This window comes from Bacillus sp. FJAT-53060, assembly GCF_037104745.1.
Lineage (GTDB): Bacteria > Bacillota > Bacilli > Bacillales > Bacillaceae > Bacillus > Bacillus stratosphericus_B.
Map to the genome: position 1 here is coordinate 65,289 of NZ_JBAWSW010000001.1, position 18,700 is coordinate 83,988.

Here is an 18,700-nt window from a genome sequence, read left to right on the forward strand (position 1 = left end):
TCACATCACCCGCTTAAACATCTTCTCCATTTCATATGTCGAATGATGAATGATGATCGGCCGGCCGTGAGGACATGTAAATGGGTCTTTTGTTTGCCGGAGTTCATCTAATAAGGCTTTGATTTCATCATGACGCAAATGACGATTTGCTTTAATAGAGCCTTTACAGCTCATCATGATCGCCGCTTCTTCTCTCAGCTTTTTGATATCAACACGCTTCTCATCAAGCACTTGCTGAATGATCTCTTCGATGAGTTCGGCCTCTTCCCCTTTTGGAAACCACTGCGGGTGAGACCGAATGATATAGCTTCCTGATCCGAAGGGCTCTAAGAAGACACCCACTTTTGCTAAAATATCTTTATGCTCTTCAATTATCAGCATGTCGTCTTTAGAGTAGTGAAAAGTTAATGGGACGAGCATTTCTTGCACTTCCTGTTCGATTTCTCCTACCTTCTCACGATAATACTCATATTTGATTCGCTCTTGAGCCGCATGCTGATCGACAATATAAAGCCCTCGTTCATTTTGGGCCAAAATATACGTGCCATGCATTTGGCCAATCGGATACATCACAGGAACACGTTCGCTTTCAGAAGTGTTTTCAGTTTCATCTTCTTTGAGCACAGTCTCCTCATATTCAAGAGAAGCTGCGGCTTCCTCTATTTGAACACTAGCGGACTGCTTTTCTTCATTCGATACTGGTAAAAATGCTCCCTTACTTTCCGGTTCAGGGTTCCCGTATGCTTCGTTCTGACTCGTCTCCTCTACAACCGATTCGAGCGAGACATGCTGATAGGATAGAGGTGTTTCCCTTACGCCTGTATTTGCTTGTTTTGAATCGAAGGTTAAGGATTGCTGCTCATTTTTCACAACTGGTATTAGTGCTTTTTTTGACACCTGAGCATTTGGAATGAGCTGCTGCTTTTGAAATAATTCCTTAATACCTTGTTTGATCAGCTCATGAAGTTCTTGTTCTTTACTAAGTCTCACTTCAAGTTTTGATGGATGTACGTTTACATCTACTAGGATAGGGTCCATGTTCATTTCGATAAATGTAATCGGATGGCGGCCGATCGGAAGCAACGTGTGATACCCTTCATGGATGGCTTTCACGAGTGGGAAATGCTTCACATATCTGCCGTTTACAACAGAAGACATATAATTCCGCGATGCTCTTGTCACTTCTGGTAAGGAAATATACCCTTTCACTTCAAAATCAAGTGACTCTATGTGCAATGGCAGCATTTTTTTCGCCACGGCCGTTCCATAGATGGCCGCAAGCACATGTCGCACATCCCCGTTTCCATTTGTCTGAAGTAAGACTTTCCCTTGATGACGCAAGCGAATCGATACTTCTGGATGAGCAAGCGCAATTCGGTTGACGACATCCGATATATTGCCAAGCTCCGTATGAACGGTTTTCATGTATTTTAAACGGGCTGGCGTATTATAAAATAAGTTGGTGACCACAATTTCTGTGCCGCGCCGGCCAGAGGTTTTTTTCTCTGAAATGATCTTTCCGCCTTGCAGGGCAAGGTGTGTTCCAGCTCCTTCACCGGTACTTGTCTTCATTTCTAGGTGAGAAACAGAGGCAATACTTGGCAGCGCCTCTCCCCTAAAACCGAGCGTTCTAACACGAAACAGATCATTTTCATCTTTTATTTTGCTCGTCGCATGTCGTTGAAAGGCGAGCTTACAATCTTCAGCATCGATCCCAACGCCATTATCAATCATTCTAATAGAAGAAAGACCCGCTTCTTCTACATCAATTTCAATGACTGTACTGGTTGCATCGATCGCATTTTCAACAAGCTCCTTTACAACAGAGGCCGGACGTTCGACTACTTCACCAGCTGCAATTTTGTTTGATAGGTCATCAGATAACTGAATGATCTTGGCCATTTATGCTCACCTCACCGTACATTATAATTTCTTCTGCAATTCATATAGCTTTGTCATGGCTTCAAGCGGTGTCATATCCATTAAGTTGAATGACTTCAATTCTTCAATCACCGCTTGATCTTTATTTTTGAGAACAGCATTGGTTTGCGGTTTTTCTTCCACTTCAAAGAAAGAAAGTTGCTGTTTCTCCTCGGTCTTTTCTGCTTTTGGAGATGCCGATACCTGCGAAATAACTTCATGTGATCCACTCTCAAGTTCCGTTAATATGGTCTGGGCTCTATCGATGATCGCATGAGGCAAATCAGCAAGCTGCGCTACATGAATGCCATAGCTTTTGTCAGCTGCACCTTCTTTGATTTGATGTAAGAAAACGACCGTCCCCTCATGCTCTTCAGCTCGTACATGGACATTCCTCAGCTCGCTTAATTGGGATTCGAGTACAGTGAGCTCATGGTAATGTGTGGAGAAAAGGGTTTTGGCACCAATATGATTGTGAACAAACTCAATGATCGCCTGTGCAAGAGCCATCCCATCATAGGTGCTTGTCCCGCGCCCAATTTCATCAAATAAAATCAAGCTGTTTTTCGTTGCATGCACCATTGCATTTTTTGCTTCGAGCATCTCTACCATAAAAGTACTTTGACCAGAAATCAAATCATCTGCCGCACCAATACGTGTAAAGATTTGATCAAATATCGGAAGGGTCGCCTTTGATGCCGGCACAAAACAGCCAATTTGCGCAAGAATCGAGATAAGTGCCATTTGTCTCATATAAGTGCTTTTCCCTGACATATTCGGTCCAGTAATTAGTAAGGTTTGTCTCCCTTTTCCCATATGGCAGTCATTCGGCACATACTCCTGATGATCCATCACTTTTTCAACGACAGGGTGACGGCCATCAATGACATCTACCGCATCCTCTGAAAATCCTGGACGGACATACCGGCGCTTTTCACTGACAGTGGCAAAGCATTGCATCGCATCTAGCTCACTCATTTGCTTTGCAAGCATTTGTAATCTAGGAATGTATGCTTTCACTTGTTCCCTGAGTGCGGTAAATAGTTCATATTCCAATTCGCTAATATTTGATTCTGCCTCAAGAATAAGGGCTTCTTTTTCTTTCAATTCAGGTGTAATATACCGCTCTGCATTGGCAAGGGTTTGTTTTCTTTCATAACGGCCTTCTTCCAATAGATGCGTATTCGCCCGTGTCACTTCGATATAATAACCAAATACTTTGTTAAACCCGACCTTTAGAGAACGAATGCCTGTATATTCTCTTTCTTGCTGTTCAAGCCGCACAATCCAGTCCTTGCCGTTTCGACTGGCATCACGATATTCATCTAATTTTGCATTGTAGCCATCTTTAATCAAATTGCCTTCTTTTAACGTCATCGGCGGATTCTCATAAAGCGCATCTTCTAATAAATCAAGCAAGTCGCCGCAAGGATCCATATCATTTGCTCTAGACTTCGCCATTTCCTCTGGCAAGGAATGAACGAGCTCTTTAATAGCCGGTACTTGCTTTAGGGATTCCTTCAGTTGAATGAGATCGCGGGCATTCACATTTCCAAATGCCACACGGCCCGCTAGACGCTCAAGATCATATACTTGCTTTAGTCGTTCACGCAGATCCTCTCGATCAAAGAAATGATCCATGAGGATTTGGACCATTTCCTGACGTTCCTTAATTTGCGGAAGGCGAATGAGCGGTCGATCAATCCATTGCTTGAGCAGTCTTCCGCCCATCGCTGTTTTTGTTTCATCTAGCAGCCATAATAAAGAACCCTTCTTGCTTTTTGAACGGATGGTTTCTGTTAATTCAAGATTTCGCTTTGAGTACAGATCAATTTTCATGGTTTGTTCAAGCTCAAACACTTGTACTTGCTGAAGATGATCAAGACTTCTTTTTTGCGTTCTTCTTATGTAAGCATATAGTGTTAAAAATGCTGACCGTAAATTATGATCAAGGTGGGAAACAAGCGACTTTGGTTCATCTATTAATTCTTCGCTATCTTCGTAAGAAATTGTAGCATGACAGCGCTCTTTAAGGATCTTCACTGTTTCTCCATTCAACTCTTTTGAAACCACAATTTCTTTTGCACCGACAGAGTAAATTTCAGACACGACCTCATCTAATCGTTCGATGAAAGCAGCCATGTTTTCCCCTGTTGATAAATCGGACAGCACAAGGCCATACCCATTGTGAAAACTGGAAACAGATGCAATGAAGTTGTTCTCGTTTTCACTAAGCCCTTTGACGTCCATCACCGTACCTGGTGTAATCAGTTGAACGACCTCTCTTTTGACCACACCTTTTGCGGTTTTAGGGTCTTCCACCTGCTCACAAATGGCGACTTTGTAGCCCTTTGAAATCAACTGTTCTATGTATGCAGAAGCAGAATGATAAGGAACGCCGCACATTGGGATCGTCCCGCCATCTCTGCTTGTTAAAGTAATTTCTAGTTCTTGTGCCGCTTTTTTTGCATCATCAAAAAACATCTCATAAAAATCGCCTAATCGAAAAAATAAAAAGGCATCTTGATAATCTGCCTTGATCTTTAAATATTGCTGTATCATGGGCGTATAACTTGCCATATTTCTAATCCCTCACTATATTACTTTTGAATTCATACCAACTTATATTATAGCATAAAAAACAGCCTGTTTTCGCCTAGATCAAGACACAAAAAAACTAGGGGAATATGCGCCCTAGTCATCAATTACTCTTCTGGATCACCTGCTAGGAATTCTGGATGAATATCCTCTAGTTCTTCATCCACTTCCTCTTCCCATTCATGATCATCTTTTTCTTTCCAGCTTGAATTGACCTCTACGACAACTTTTGTTTCTCCTACCACTTCAGCAATAAATTCCCGCTCTGCCTGAACGACAATTTTATTGCCATTTGGAGAAATTGTCACTTCTAAGCAATTGGGCTGCTGCAATACTTTCGCAATCACTTCATGTTCATCATCTAGGAAATTTTTATCTTTATATCTCAGTTTGATGATGTCTACATATTTTACACGTTCTGTGACCACTTCTGTTTTCGTGTTGTCAGCGTAAGAGTACCACACGTTAATATCAAACGTTCCTTCAATCTCAACAGTTTTTCCGACCTTTTCAGCATCATACTTATGATTAATGATCCAACCACCTAAGATACTGGTTGGTTTTTGCGATGGAGAAATGGTGTGTGTGCTTTGGGTGAATTTCCTCCCTTTTGCAACCACCGCTTTTGTAATAATCTCTCTGTATTCAGACATTCCGGCATGCCTCCTTGTTCTTGATCGTTTTATCTTATGCTGGGCATTCGTCTAGTGTGTCACGATTTTAAGCTTCATGTTCAATTAAATTCATTTCTGTTTCAGTGTATGCATGATCGCCCATAAACTTGCCTTGAAAATTGGAAAAGTTGGAGAGTGGTAGAATGAGGGGTGATTGAGTTGAAGATATGGTAATTCGATTTTCAAAAATATATATCATAGGTAACAAAAAACCCCGCATCTGCGGGGTTTTGGGGTTTTCTCATTTAATGGAGCAACTTGGTGATGAGTTTTCCACTTTTGAACCTGTTTCTCCTAATAAGAGGTCACCGCCGGTTGAAAGAATGATTTCATCCGTTACTTGATTAGAAATCGTGTGCGCTACGAGTTGGAGTAATGAGTTAACTTCCATTTGTGATTCTTTGAATTCTTGAATCACCGGGATGTCATCCAGTTCTTCTTGCAGTGCATCGATTTTTTCTTCGACTTGCTTCAAGGCTTCATGTTTGCCGTAATGCTTTAAATTTACAGCTTGCTTTTGAAGTGCCTTAATTTGATTAATGATCGTCGAAATTTTTGTATTTTCATTGATTTGCGCTTCTGCTTTCTTGAAGAAATCAACTTCTTCTGTTTCAGAAATCATTTTAGCGAGCTCTCTTGCACGCTCGACAATCTCTTTTTTTGAATAAAGCGTCATTTTAATTCACCTCGATAGCTTCTCCAACCATTTCTCCGTCAAGAGACCAAGTTTTCGCTTGTGTGATTTTCACTTTGACGATGTTGCCAATCGCTTCTTTTGGTGCTTTAAAATTCACAAGCTTGCTTTTACTTGTATATCCGGCTAGGATCTCAGGGTTGTTTTTACTCTCACCCTCTACTAATACTTCGACAGCCTGCCCTTCATATTCCTTCATTTTCTTCGCAGAAATTTCATTCACGAGTGCGTTGAGGCGCTGCAATCGTTCTTTTTTCACATGCATCGGCACATTATCTTTCATTTTTGCTGCTGGTGTTCCTTCCCTTGGAGAATAAATGAACGTATAAGCCGCATCAAACTCAACCTCACGATAAAGGGAAAGTGTTTCTTCAAACTGCTCATCTGTTTCATTTGGGAACCCAACAATAATGTCCGTTGTCAAGGAAGCATTTGGCATTGCTTTTTTGATTTTGCGCACAAGATTAAGATAACGCTCACGGTCATATTTTCTCGCCATCAGTTTCAGCACAGAAGAACTCCCTGATTGAACTGGCAAGTGAATATGATCGAGCAGGTTGCCGCCCTTGGCAAGGACATCAATTAAGTGGTCATCAAAGTCACGTGGATGACTTGTTGTAAAGCGGATACGCGGAATATCAATTTTACGCAGCTCATCCATAAGATGGCCAAGACCATATTCCATGTCCTCAAAATCTTTACCATACGCATTCACGTTTTGACCAAGAAGCGTAATTTCCTTATATCCCTCTGCCGCTAAACGTCTTACCTCTTGAATAATTTCGTCTGGTCGGCGGCTTCTTTCCTTACCACGCGTGTAAGGAACGATACAATATGTACAGAACTTATCACAGCCGTACATAATGTTCACCCAGCCTTTGATTTTGCCTTGACGGGCTCTTGGAAGGTTTTCAATGACATCCCCTTCCTTCGACCAAACCTCGATGACCATTTCTTTTGAAAGGTAACATTCAGATAAAAGCTCTGGTAGACGATGAATATTGTGCGTACCAAAAATCAGGTCAACAAATGGATGTTTTTTTAAAATACGGTTGACGACGGATTCTTCTTGTGACATACATCCGCAGACACCTAAGATCAAATCTGGCTTTTCGCGCTTTAATGCTTTTAAATGTCCAAGCTCTCCAAACACTTTATTTTCAGCATTCTCACGAATGGCACAAGTGTTTAATAGGATGACATTCGCATCTTCGGTCGAGTTTGTCGGTTCATAACCAAGCGCCATAAAAATACCTGCCATCACTTCTGTATCATGCTCATTCATTTGGCAGCCATATGTGCGGATATAAAACTTGCGGCCGTTCCCTAACCCTTTAAACCGCTCGTCAATTTGAAATTGATTGTATTCTACTTCTTCTTTACCCCTTTTTTTTGCATCTTTTAATGATGGCGGAATGTAAACAGCCTCAAAATATTGACTGTAGTCCTTCTCGGATTTTTTGTCCGATGAACTTACTTGTCCGCTCACTTTTCTCTTCTTTTCATTCATGAATTTGTACTCCTTTCAAACCAAGCTCCACCCTACAGTATAGACTATTTTGTTATAAATTGAAAATAAATTCATATGTGATATCACTTTTCAATCCACCCGAATTCTACATGAATATTGAGTAGGTTTTAGAAGTAGGTTGTCTTTTCCAAAAGGGTTTTGTATTTCTTTAACAATCTTCATATTTTGTGTACCGACACTTTCAACTAAAGAAATCACATACGCTTCTTTTTCCTCTTCTGCTACCATTCTTTCTTGATCGGACAAGAAAAATTGAAAGTCTTGACGAGTGAGTTTAGACCCTTTTACTTCTATTAGCTTTTCTTTTCCATCAGGATAATAAGATTTGATATCAAATCCGTGGCCATCTTCTGTTTAAGCCACCCAATTGACATCTTGCGCCAATTGTTCCTGACCAGCTGCTAATAATCGCTCTACTTCCATGTCATAAACAAATTTCTCTGCTATCCTGCCTGTCTCCTCATTTTGCTTTGCTCTTTCTTCTCTTAATTGTTTATAAATGTCTCTATGAATAATTCTTTTAAATTTTTTCCGATGTTCCTCTTTTGGTGTAAAATCCTGCTCCAAATATACTTCATAAATAAAATCATAAAAAAAATCGTTTAAAGAAATGATATCCTGTATGAAACGATGATGGTCAAATTTAAAAATATTATACTTTTTATAGACTAATGAACTTGCTACATATTTTCTAGGTCTTACTGATTTGCCCAAATAAAAATCACCTATTTGAAAGTCCTTTAATCTTTTATTACCTTTCAATTCTGGCTTCAATCGTGTTCTCCAAATGTCTGCCTCTTCCTTAATTTCAGATAAAGATAAATTTTCAGTTCCAGTTTCAATTGTTAAATAAAAATCTTCGCCGTTCTCAGCAAATAAAATAACAAGATAGATTCCTTTTTGTGTAGATGTTTTTTTGGAAGTAGAATTCGTCGTCAATCGGTTGTCTAAAAATGCAATCCAAAAGCATTCTGCAACCCGTCCATTTCCTGTAGATGCTTTAATATCTATTTTATTTATATTTCTCATATGAAGTTTTTCCAACTCTAGCCGAATTTTATTTGGTAATTCTTTGTTAAATAAGTTGTGAAAAGGGTGACTTTTATCTGTTCTTGTGTTGTTCTTATAATCTAGAAATTGCTCATAAAAATTATCGGTATTGAATAACATTTGTTTCATCACTTACCTCAACATATCTTTTTTAAATATATTATACATAAAAAACAGTAGATTTGATGAATTATGGAAAGAATAGTACAAAAAAAAAAGAGAGCCCTCGCTCTCTCAATCAAGTATGTTCAGGTTTTTCGCTTCTTCTTCGATGATCGTCAGTGCACGGTCTAGTTCTTCTTTTGTATGCTCTGCTGTGATGATGGCTCTTATTCTCGCTTTTCCTTTCGCCACAGTTGGGAAGGCAATGCCCTGAGCAAAGACACCTCGCTCTATTAATGCCTTTGAAAAACGGAAAGTCAGTGCCTCGTCCCCAATCATCATTGGAATAATAGGTGTTTCTGTTGGCGCAACCTGAAATCCAAGACCTGTGACCTTTTCTTTAAAATAGGCAGCGTTTTCCCAAAGTGTATCAATTCGCTCTGGCTCGTCTAACAACACTTCAATGGCTTCTTCACACGCTCTTGTCACAGCCGGTGGATGTGAGGTACTGAATAAAAACGGTCTTGCTTTATGCTTTAAGTAGTCGATTAAAACCGCAGAACCAGCCACGTATCCGCCAAACACACCGACAGCCTTGCTAAGTGTCCCAACCTGAATGTGCACTCTACCGTCAAGTTTAAAATGGTTGACCGTCCCGCGCCCATTTTCGCCAAGTACACCTGACGCATGTGCATCGTCAACCATCACAAATGCATCATATGCTTCTGCTAGCCTTACAATTTCAGGAAGGGGCGCAATATCTCCATCCATCGAGAACACGCCATCTGTCACGATAAGACGCACGCGGTAATTCATGGATTTTTTTAGAATTCTCTCAAGCTCTTCCATATTAGAATGGGCATATACTTTTTTATCTGCCTTTGTTAATCGAATGCCATCGATGATCGAGGCATGATTGAGCTCATCTGAAATGACAATATCATCTTTTGTGAGGATACTTGATAAGACCCCTTGGTTGGTCGTAAAGCCTGATTGGAACACAAGGGCTGCCTCTGTTTTTTTAAATGCAGCGAGCTTTTTTTCAAGCCGTTCATGCATCGTCATGGTTCCAGCGATGGTTCGTACGGATCCCGTCCCAGCCCCGAATTCATCAATCGCCTCTTTTGCCGCTTTCATCAGCCTTGGATGTGAGGTTAGGCCTAAATAGTTATTTGAGGAGAGTTGTATCACGAATTGTTCATTTAACGTGACGGTGGATGATTGTTTTGAGTCGATCTCTTTTAACGTTTGGTGGATACCTTGCTGCTTCATTGATTCTAATTCATCTTGTAAATACGTAAATTCTTTCATCATTTCTTCCCCCTTTGATATGTTGGCATCATAAGTACGACCTTTCCACATGTACCATTTCTCATGAGTTCAAATCCCTTTGTGAAATCTGCAAATGGCAGCGTATGGGTAACAACCGGCTGTACATCAATTGTATTCGTTCTTAAAAGCTCAGATACTTGACGCCACGTTTCAAACATTTTTCTCCCCGTTATCCCTTGAACGGTTAATCCCCTAAAAACAATTTGATTCGTAATGTCAATGGTCACTGGTCGCTCTGGCAAACTTAGTATATTGACTTTCCCTCCATTTGCACAAGCTTCGAGTGATTGATTAATGGCGGCAGGGTGTCCTGACATCTCACACATGACGTCTGCCCCTTCCATTCTCGTGAGCTGTTTAATCATCGCGACAGGATCATCTTTTCCGATATCCACGATATGGTCTGCACCCATTTTCCGGGCAAGCTCAAGCCTGTATTCGTTTTTATCAACAGCAAATACTTGAACAGCCCCGGAGGCTTTCGCGACTGCGATCGCCATTAAACCGATTGGCCCGCAGCCAAAAATCGCCACTGACTTTCCTGAAACAGGTGTGTGCAGAACTGTATGAACAGCATTTCCAAGCGGCTCTTGAATGGATGCAAGCTCTACTGGCATTTGAGCTGGGTTATGCCACACATTTTGTTCAGGTACTTTGACATATTCAGCAAAGCATCCATCAATGTCTACCCCTAAAATTTTCGTTTCACTGCACAAATGCTGCTGCCCTGTTAAACACATATAGCACTGATTACATACAATATGCGTCTCAGCCGATACAAAATCCCCTATTTTTGCACGTGAAACTTGTTTACCAACTTTGACAACTTCCCCTGTAAATTCATGTCCAAAAATGTACGGTGCTTTGACTCTTCCCTTTGCCCAATCATCCCAATTATAAATATGCACATCTGTTCCACATATCGATGTGGCTTTCACCTGAATGAGCACTTCATGATCATCGATTTCTGGAATCGGCATTTCCATCAGTAGCGCTCCGTAAGCGCTTTCTTTTTTTACAATTGCTTTCATCGTTCCACACATGACGTACAACCCCTTTGTAAAAAAACTTCTCCCAATCAGATTTTACCACGTGTCATTTTAACCGTAAATACCTATGTCCACTTGAAAAAGACAAATGAACACTCCAGATAATTTTTTTGAATATTTTTCTAAAAAAAAGCAAATCTCCGAATAGAAGGAGATTTGCTTTGGGTCTCAGCATTTTTTTGAAACGACCACATATAGAGCCGGCACAATAAGAAGTGTCAGAATTGTTGAGAAAAAGACACCCGATACAATACAGATCGCCAGCGGTTTAAAAAGTGGATCATTACTTAATGCAACAGGCATAAGGGCAACCATGGCCGTAAATGCCGTTAACAAGATCGGTCTAATTCTTGCTCTTCCCGCTTCAATCACGGCTGTACGTTGATCGAGTCCTAGCTTGCGCCGCTGCTCAATAAATTCGAACAAGACAACCGCATTACGGACCACGATACCAGCTAATGAGACAATTCCCATGGTTGCCATGAAGCTGAACGGTGTTTGTGTGACAAACAGTCCAATAACGGCACCAGAAATCGCCAAGTAAACGGTTCCTAGTACTAAAAGCGGCAACATCAGTGAATTAAATTGGAAAGCGATGGTCACATATATAAGAAGCAATACAAATCCAAATAAGAGACTAATTTCAATGAAGAATTGTGTCTGGTCTTCATTTTCTCCACCTTGAGAAATGGTCAGATCCTTTGCATCATCACTTTTTATGACTTGACTTACGACCTCTTTCATATCGCCCTTAAACGTATCTGACGAACCAGGATACGCCTTTAACGTGATGGTCGGAATACCGTTTTCATGTGGAATACTCTCGTACTGCTCTGTTTCTTTTTCTTTCACATATCGGCTAAGTGGCTCTAGTGATGGCATACCGCCATCATTTGTATTCACAGGCACTTTGATTTCTTTTAACTTCAATCCATTTTGATGTTTGCTCATATCCTGCTTGACCACTAGGTCGATGTCACCTGTTCCTTGTTTAAAGGTACCTAATGGAATTCCTTCTCTTACAAGACCAAGCTGTCTGCTTACAAACTGAGTACTGAGTCCATCCTCTGCCATCCGATCACGGTTTAATTCGTATGAGATGGTTTTGACTGGCTGGTTGACATCTTCGGTGATCAGACTTGCTCCGTTTTCTTTCATTTCTTTTGTCAGCTTTTCTTTGACATCAACTAGCTTTGAAAATGGTTCTCCCGCAACGGTAACGGTCACAGGGGCTCCAGTTGGCGGCCCTTGAACAATGGTTTTCATAAAGATATCAGCATCTTTGAATTTCTCTCGTAAAGGCTCTGTCATACGATCGATCAGTCCTTTACTTGTCATCTGATCATTGTCCACTCTGACCACAACCTGCCCCGTATGGTCACTTGCGTTTGAGATGCTATCATTAAACAAGTTCGGCACACCACCCCCTGCAAAAATAGCCGTCTCTTCAATTCCTTTTTGCTGTTTAATCTCTTGTTCTATTTTTTCTAGTGTTTCATTTGTTTTGTCTAATGTCGTTTCACTTGGAAATGTGACAGTGACGACAACCTCTTTCTTATTCGCCGCAGGGAAAAATTCAAATGGTGTGACGAAGATGAGTAAAAAGGCAAGTGTTGCAACGAGTAAACCGGTTAGTCCAATCAGAAGCGGACGCCTCACGATTTTTGTCAACACACGATCTGCATAAAAATTTGCTAATCTTTTTAATGGTTTACCTAAAAACCCTGGCTCCTTTTGTATCGTCTTGTTCTTTCTTTTTCGGTTCGCTGTATATTGATAGACTGGGACAAGTGTCAATGAAATGACCATAGACGCAAGCACAGTCGTCACAAGTACTGACGGTAATGCTCGAATAAATGAACCGTTCGCTCCAGATAGGAAAACAAGTGGTAAGAAGGCAAATACAACTGCAAGTGTTGATGTTAAAATGGACCCAGCGACCTCTTTTACCCCTGCCATCGTTCCTTTAAGCGGACTTTCGTATTTTTTCAGTTGCCTTAAAATATTATCGTTGACCACAATGGCATCATCCACAAGTATTCCTAATGCAATAATAAAGCCAATGATCGAAATTTGATTAAGGTCCACTTGTAAAAAGGGCAGCGGGATGGTCCCAATGGTGATCGATAATGGGATCGCTAGTGAAACGATAAACGCGCCGCCAATGGTTAGACCAAGTGTGGTGACGATGATCACAGCAATGACTGCAACGATGGCTTCTTTGATTAAATCGTTAAAAATAGCATCAACATCGCTTTTTTGTGAATAGTAGTCTACCCAATCCACACCATTTGGCAGCAGCTTCTCTTTTTCAATGACATCACTTACTTTGTCATACATTTTAGGAATATCAAGACCTGGTTTAATATTGACAGTAAACGAATAGGCTGGTTTACCGTTATATGAAACAATATCACTTTTCTCTTTTTCTATTTCTTTTAAGCTTCCCAGTTGACTAATTGCCACAGGCTCTCGATTCGTTTTTGAGAAAAGCTCAATCTTTTTCACTTGATCTAAGCGGTCATAGGCATCGATGGACAGTTTGACCTTCTCTCCATCTGCCTGTATGTCTCCTAGTGGAGATGTGTCAAATTCCTGAGTGATGGCGTTCGTGACATCGGTCACATTTAACCCTTCTTCCTCCAGCTTACTTGAATCTAAGTTCAATATCGCTTGTTTGTCATTGAATCCTTTGATGACGACACCATCAACACCTTTGATGTCCTCTACTATTTCTTTTAATGCACGCAGCGATTCCTGACTTTTTGCTAAATCAGATGACTTACTCGACACAATCATGTAGGAACCAACCGGCACGTTACCAAACTCATCCTTTACATCTGGCTCCATCACACTGTCAGGAAAGGAAGATGCGGCGTTTGTGGTTTCATTCTTAATTTGACTTGCAACCTTTTGAAAATCTGCTTGATCATCAATTTCAATCACAATATTTGAAAAACCAATGGCAGAAACAGAGCTCATTTTCTCTACACCATTGATGTCAGAAATGGCCGATTCGAGCTTATTGGTGACATCACTTTCCACCTGTTTTGCATCAGCACCAGGAAAAACGGTGGAAATGGTGACGATATTCGCTTGGAATTCTGGCAGTTCTCGTTTAGGAAGCTGTGTAAATATATAGCTTCCGGCAATGAGAACGATAAAAAATAAAATAAAAACAAGCTTTCCTCTTTTTAAAAAAAATTCGAACATTGTTTCACCTACTTAATTATTCATTATAGATGAATTATTTTCAACTTAATCTTAATTTATCATCATGGTGAAAGAATGCAAGCTCTAATATGTGGTTTTTTATCTAATGTGCGAAGGAAATATGTTATATAAGAAATGTATATCGGTAAACAAAAACAACCTGCTTACATGATGTAAACAGGTTGAAAATAATAAAATTAGAATTATCGTGGCTCAACAATCAGTTTGATTGCCGTTCTTTCTTCTCCATCGATAAGAATGTCAGTAAAGGCTGGAATGCATATCAAATCCACTCCGCTTGGTGCAACAAACCCTCTAGCAATAGCGACAGCCTTGACCGCCTGATTCAGCGCTCCAGCACCTATCGCCTGTATTTCCGCTGCACCGCGTTCACGTAATACGCCGGCTAATGCTCCTGCTACTGAATTCGGATTTGACTTTGCTGAAACTTTTAATATTTCCATTTTTGCTCCCCCTTAAATTTACAATGGATAAGTGAGTGTTCATTAGAACAATCTTTGTTAGATGTTGCTATTTTTTTGAAAATCCATCCCCGAAATGTTTTTCAAAAATAGCAGGCTACCTACCATTTTTACTATATTCACTATAGAGGGTGCATATTCCTTCTTTCTGATTAATATTTTTCTGAAATAAATATGTAAACATTTATTCAAAGAAAATATGGTCATCATTTATCAAAATTCGATCAATTTTGACAGCTTTTTTCGACTGTTCGTCAATTTCTACGATTACTGCACTTAATGTCGTGCGTCCTTCCGCAATTTCAAACCGTACTGGAAGGCTCGTTTTGAATCGTTTAATGATGGTTTCTCGGTCAACACCTAAAATGCCATCATAAGGGCCGGTCATCCCAACATCTGAAATATACGCAGTTCCTTTTGGCAGCACGCGGTTATCTGCTGTTTGAACATGTGTATGCGTTCCAACGACACATGATGCACGACCATCCGTATACCAGCCCATTGCTTGCTTTTCACTTGTGGCTTCACCATGAAAATCAATAAAAATAAAAGGTGTATGTTTTGATGATTCTGCGATTAGTTCATCGACTTTTTGAAATGGGCAGTCAATTGGCGGTAAAAATGTGCGTCCTTGTAAGTTGATGACAGCCAATTCTTTTCCTTGTTTTTTGATAAAGGTGAGTCCTTTTCCTGGAGTACCTTGCGGGAAGTTGGCTGGACGAACAATATTGGCTGCGTCATCAATGAAATCGAAAATATCTCTTTTATCCCATGTATGGTTCCCCATCGTGAGTACGTCAGCTCCTGCTTGCAAAAGCTCGTGATAGATTTTCTGATTGAGCCCTTTCCCGTGAGCAGCATTTTCTCCGTTTACAATTGTAAAGTGTGGCTGATATTTTTTCTTAAGCTTTGGCAAATATTCTTTTAGCGTATCTCTGCCAGGTGAACCGACAATATCTCCAACAAATAATATTTTCATTCGTTTTGAACCCTTTCTCTTATAAATTGATCTTCCTATCAGTGTTGCATATTTACATAAAAAAATAAAGCGGCGCTAAGCGCACCGCTCTATTTTGCATACTCTACTGCGCGAGTTTCTCGAATGACCGTCACCTTAATATGGCCAGGGTAATCGAGCTCGTCCTCAATTCGCTTACGAATATCCCTTGCTAGACGGTGAGCTTCAAGATCATTAATTGAATCTGGCTTCACCATAATACGTACTTCACGTCCAGCCTGTATCGCAAACGATTTTTCAACACCTTCATAAGATTCAGAGATATCTTCTAATTTCTCAAGTCTCCGAATGTAATTTTCAAGCGTCTCACTTCTTGCACCAGGGCGTGCTGCAGATAATGCATCAGCTGCCGCAACAAGAACAGCAATAATAGATGTCGGTTCTTGGTCACCGTGGTGAGATGCAATACTGTTGATGACAACAGGATGCTCTTTATATTTCGTCGCAAGCTCAACGCCAATTTCTACGTGGCTTCCTTCTACTTCGTGATCAATGGCTTTTCCAATGTCATGCAGAAGACCAGCTCGTTTTGCAAGCTTTGCATCTTCTCCAAGCTCTGAAGCCATGAGACCTGCAAGATGCGCAACCTCAATTGAATGCTTCAGGACATTTTGTCCATAACTTGTACGGAATTTTAAGCGACCGAGAATTTTGATGAGATCCGGATGCAGACCATGAACCCCGACTTCAAATGTCGTTTGTTCACCCATCTCTCGGATGTAGTCATCGACTTCACGGCGTGATTTTTCCACCATTTCTTCAATTCGTGCAGGATGAATGCGCCCATCCTGGACTAGCTTATCGAGAGCTATCCTCGCTGTTTCACGTCTAATCGGATCGAAGCCCGATAAAATTACAGCTTCAGGTGTATCATCAATGATCAGGTCAATACCTGTTAACGTTTCTAACGTACGGATATTTCGTCCTTCACGTCCGATAATACGACCTTTCATCTCATCATTTGGAAGATTGACTACAGATACCGTTGTTTCAGCGACATGATCAGCTGCGCAACGCTGTAACGCAAGTGAAAGAATGTTTTTCGCCTTTTTATCAGCCTCTTCTTTCGCTCGGTTTTCAGATTCTTTCGTCATGACTGCAATGTCGTGGGAAAGCTCATTTTCAACTTGATCCAGAATGATTTGTTTCGCTTCATCTCGAGTTAGGCTAGAAATGCGTTCCAACTCGGCTTTCTGCAAACGAATCATATCATCCACTTTGCTTTCCATCTCTTCAATATGTTGTTGTCGTTCATTCAGAGAATGATCTCTCTTCTCCAACACGGACTCCCGTTTATCTAAAGATTCGTCCTTTCGATCAAGATTTTCCTCTTTTTGAAGTAAACGGTTTTCTTGTCTTTGAAGCTCATTACGTCTTTCACGAACTTCTTGCTCCGCCTCTAACCGAAACGAATGAATTTCATCTTTCGCTTCCAAGAGCGCTTCTTTCTTCAATGCTTCCGCATCACGCTTTGCATCCTCAACAATTTGTTCGGCCATGTTTCTTGCACCGGATATTTTTGCTTCTGCAATGGTTTTTCGAACAAAGTAGCCAACAACTAAACAGATTAGGCTCAGCAAAATGGAGATGATCGTAAACATCGTAGGCGACATATTTTCACCTCCTCTTGCTATGAACTTGGTTTTACAAATAAAGTGTCGGCATGTACATTGTTTTGTGTCTCAACATACAGGGCCTTCACAGGGAATGAGATCCTCACTGCCCTTGTCAAGTTTAAATTAGTTATCAATCATGTTAAGAAAAACAAGTGATACATTCCCATTGTAATTGTGTCGGAAATACTTGTCAAGCTAGTCAGACTGAGGCGTAAGTTGTTATTTCAAGCAAAGACAGAACTTTTGACCCACTAGCTGTCATGTAATTGTAAAAAAAAGACGCTTTTAAGCGTCTTTTTAGTCATTAAACTCCAATTCTTCTTGTCCTTCTTCTTCGGTCTGTTTCACTCCGTTTGTATTCAAACCATAGTACTCCCTGATTTGTTCTTGAATCATGAGAAGGATATCCTTGTTTTCCTTTAAGAACTGTTTCGCGTTTTCGCGACCTTGTCCAAGACGTTCCTCCTGGTAAGAATACCAAGCACCACTTTTTTGCACGATGTCTAGTTCGCTTCCAAGGTCGATGATTTCTCCCTCTTTCGAGATCCCTTCACCGTACATGATGTCTACTTCCGCAATACGGAATGGCGGTGCGACTTTGTTTTTCACGACTTTAATTCTCGTTTTATTTCCCATAATGTCATTGCCTTGTTTCAGCTGTTCAGCACGGCGAACTTCTAAGCGAACAGACGAATAGAACTTCAGTGCACGTCCACCAGGCGTTGTTTCAGGGTTACCGAACATGACCCCTACTTTTTCACGAATTTGATTAATAAAGATGGCAATTGTTTTCGATTTGTTGATAGCACCTGATAGTTTACGTAGTGCTTGAGACATCAAACGTGCTTGAAGACCAACGTGTGAATCCCCCATGTCTCCTTCAATCTCTGCTTTTGGTACAAGCGCAGCAACTGAGTCAATGACAACAATATCAACTGCACCACTGCGGACAAGAGCTTCTGCAATTTCAAGTGCTTGTTCTCCTGTATCTGGTTGAGAAAGTAACAACTCATCAATGTTAACACCTAGCTTTTGAGCGTAAACTGGATCTAGCGCATGCTCTGCATCGATAAATGCAGCTTGTCCTCCCTGCTGCTGAACCTCAGCAATTGCATGAAGTGCCACTGTCGTTTTACCAGAACTCTCTGGACCATACACTTCAATAATACGACCGCGAGGATATCCACCTATTCCAAGCGCAGTATCAAGTGCTAACGAACCACTAGGTACTGTTGAAATATGTGTATCTGTTTGCTCTCCTAGTTTCATAATAGAGCCTTTACCAAACTGTTTTTCTATTTGTTTAAGAGCCATATCTAAGGCTGCTTGACGATCACTCATTCTATTGTTTCCTCCTTTATCAATTCCACTATCTATACTATACCTTGTTTCACGTCATTTGCCAAGAAAAAAACGAACAC

13 protein-coding genes and 1 pseudogene are annotated in these 18,700 nt (G+C 40.7%); all 14 read right to left on the minus strand.

All coding sequences use genetic code 11. From position 1 onward, the window contains the following. Positions 1-1,902, minus strand: coding sequence for a DNA mismatch repair endonuclease MutL (gene mutL / locus WAX46_RS00435; RefSeq protein WP_226566336.1), 1,902 nt, complete (start codon positions 1,900-1,902; stop codon positions 1-3). A 21-nt stretch (positions 1,903-1,923) separates the two neighbouring features. Beyond that, positions 1,924-4,500, minus strand: a complete 2,577-nt coding sequence (gene mutS / locus WAX46_RS00440) for a DNA mismatch repair protein MutS (RefSeq protein ID WP_226566337.1) — start codon at positions 4,498-4,500, stop codon at positions 1,924-1,926. Between the two features lie 125 nt (positions 4,501-4,625). After that, entirely contained in the window at positions 4,626-5,171 is a 546-nt protein-coding gene (gene cotE / locus WAX46_RS00445) for an outer spore coat protein CotE (RefSeq protein ID WP_226566338.1), read from the minus strand. A gap of 262 nt (positions 5,172-5,433) precedes the next feature. After that, a complete protein-coding gene (locus tag WAX46_RS00450; RefSeq protein ID WP_226566339.1) occupies positions 5,434-5,868 on the minus strand; it encodes a RicAFT regulatory complex protein RicA family protein in 435 nt (144 codons plus the stop codon). A 1-nt stretch (position 5,869) separates the two neighbouring features. Continuing rightward, positions 5,870-7,396 (minus strand): tRNA (N6-isopentenyl adenosine(37)-C2)-methylthiotransferase MiaB, encoded by a 1,527-nt coding sequence (miaB, locus tag WAX46_RS00455; RefSeq protein WP_226566340.1) that lies wholly within the window; start codon positions 7,394-7,396, stop codon positions 5,870-5,872. Positions 7,397-7,486: 90 nt separating this feature from the next. After that, positions 7,487-7,756 (minus strand): annotated as a pseudogene (locus WAX46_RS00460) (DUF3883 domain-containing protein); the annotation flags it as partial. Between the two features lie 15 nt (positions 7,757-7,771). Further along, the gene (locus WAX46_RS00465; RefSeq protein WP_336493180.1) at positions 7,772-8,596 is read right to left on the minus strand and encodes an MrcB family domain-containing protein; all 825 of its coding nucleotides are present in this window, start codon (positions 8,594-8,596) and stop codon (positions 7,772-7,774) included. Positions 8,597-8,701: 105 nt separating this feature from the next. Then, positions 8,702-9,880, minus strand: a complete 1,179-nt coding sequence (locus WAX46_RS00470; RefSeq protein WP_336493181.1) for a glycine C-acetyltransferase — start codon at positions 9,878-9,880, stop codon at positions 8,702-8,704. After that, a complete protein-coding gene (gene tdh / locus WAX46_RS00475; RefSeq protein ID WP_336493182.1) occupies positions 9,880-10,944 on the minus strand; it encodes an L-threonine 3-dehydrogenase in 1,065 nt (354 codons plus the stop codon). Before tdh ends, WAX46_RS00470 begins: the two co-directional genes overlap by 1 nt. Positions 10,945-11,118: 174 nt before the next feature. Next, the gene (locus WAX46_RS00480) at positions 11,119-14,163 is read right to left on the minus strand and encodes an efflux RND transporter permease subunit (protein WP_336493183.1); all 3,045 of its coding nucleotides are present in this window, start codon (positions 14,161-14,163) and stop codon (positions 11,119-11,121) included. A gap of 203 nt (positions 14,164-14,366) precedes the next feature. Further along, positions 14,367-14,627: a stage V sporulation protein SpoVS gene (spoVS, locus tag WAX46_RS00485; RefSeq protein ID WP_003211281.1), complete on the minus strand. Its 261-nt coding sequence runs from the start codon at positions 14,625-14,627 to the stop codon at positions 14,367-14,369. A 202-nt stretch (positions 14,628-14,829) separates the two neighbouring features. Beyond that, positions 14,830-15,624 (minus strand): TIGR00282 family metallophosphoesterase, encoded by a 795-nt coding sequence (locus WAX46_RS00490; RefSeq protein ID WP_336493184.1) that lies wholly within the window; start codon positions 15,622-15,624, stop codon positions 14,830-14,832. Positions 15,625-15,713: 89 nt separating this feature from the next. After that, positions 15,714-17,276: a ribonuclease Y gene (gene rny, locus WAX46_RS00495; RefSeq protein ID WP_226566345.1), complete on the minus strand. Its 1,563-nt coding sequence runs from the start codon at positions 17,274-17,276 to the stop codon at positions 15,714-15,716. Between the two features lie 300 nt (positions 17,277-17,576). Then, entirely contained in the window at positions 17,577-18,620 is a 1,044-nt protein-coding gene (recA, locus tag WAX46_RS00500) for a recombinase RecA (protein WP_226566346.1), read from the minus strand. Positions 18,621-18,700: the final 80 nt, after the last annotated feature.

What these genes read in the sequence shown, in the direction of transcription:
- mutL (WP_226566336.1), bottom strand. Translation starts at nt 1,902, where the DNA reads ATGGCCAAGATCATTCAGTTATCTGATGACCTATCAAACAAAATTGCA.
- mutS (WP_226566337.1), bottom strand. Translation starts at nt 4,500, where the DNA reads ATGGCAAGTTATACGCCCATGATACAGCAATATTTAAAGATCAAGGCA.
- tdh (WP_336493182.1), bottom strand. Translation starts at nt 10,944, where the DNA reads ATGTGTGGAACGATGAAAGCAATTGTAAAAAAAGAAAGCGCTTACGGA.
- miaB (WP_226566340.1), bottom strand. Translation starts at nt 7,396, where the DNA reads ATGAATGAAAAGAAGAGAAAAGTGAGCGGACAAGTAAGTTCATCGGAC.
- spoVS (WP_003211281.1), bottom strand. Translation starts at nt 14,627, where the DNA reads ATGGAAATATTAAAAGTTTCAGCAAAGTCAAATCCGAATTCAGTAGCA.
- WAX46_RS00490 (WP_336493184.1), bottom strand. Translation starts at nt 15,624, where the DNA reads ATGAAAATATTATTTGTTGGAGATATTGTCGGTTCACCTGGCAGAGAT.
- cotE (WP_226566338.1), bottom strand. Translation starts at nt 5,171, where the DNA reads ATGTCTGAATACAGAGAGATTATTACAAAAGCGGTGGTTGCAAAAGGG.
- WAX46_RS00480 (WP_336493183.1), bottom strand. Translation starts at nt 14,163, where the DNA reads ATGTTCGAATTTTTTTTAAAAAGAGGAAAGCTTGTTTTTATTTTATTT.
- WAX46_RS00470 (WP_336493181.1), bottom strand. Translation starts at nt 9,880, where the DNA reads ATGAAAGAATTTACGTATTTACAAGATGAATTAGAATCAATGAAGCAG.
- recA (WP_226566346.1), bottom strand. Translation starts at nt 18,620, where the DNA reads ATGAGTGATCGTCAAGCAGCCTTAGATATGGCTCTTAAACAAATAGAA.
- rny (WP_226566345.1), bottom strand. Translation starts at nt 17,276, where the DNA reads ATGTCGCCTACGATGTTTACGATCATCTCCATTTTGCTGAGCCTAATC.
- WAX46_RS00465 (WP_336493180.1), bottom strand. Translation starts at nt 8,596, where the DNA reads ATGAAACAAATGTTATTCAATACCGATAATTTTTATGAGCAATTTCTA.
- WAX46_RS00450 (WP_226566339.1), bottom strand. Translation starts at nt 5,868, where the DNA reads ATGACGCTTTATTCAAAAAAAGAGATTGTCGAGCGTGCAAGAGAGCTC.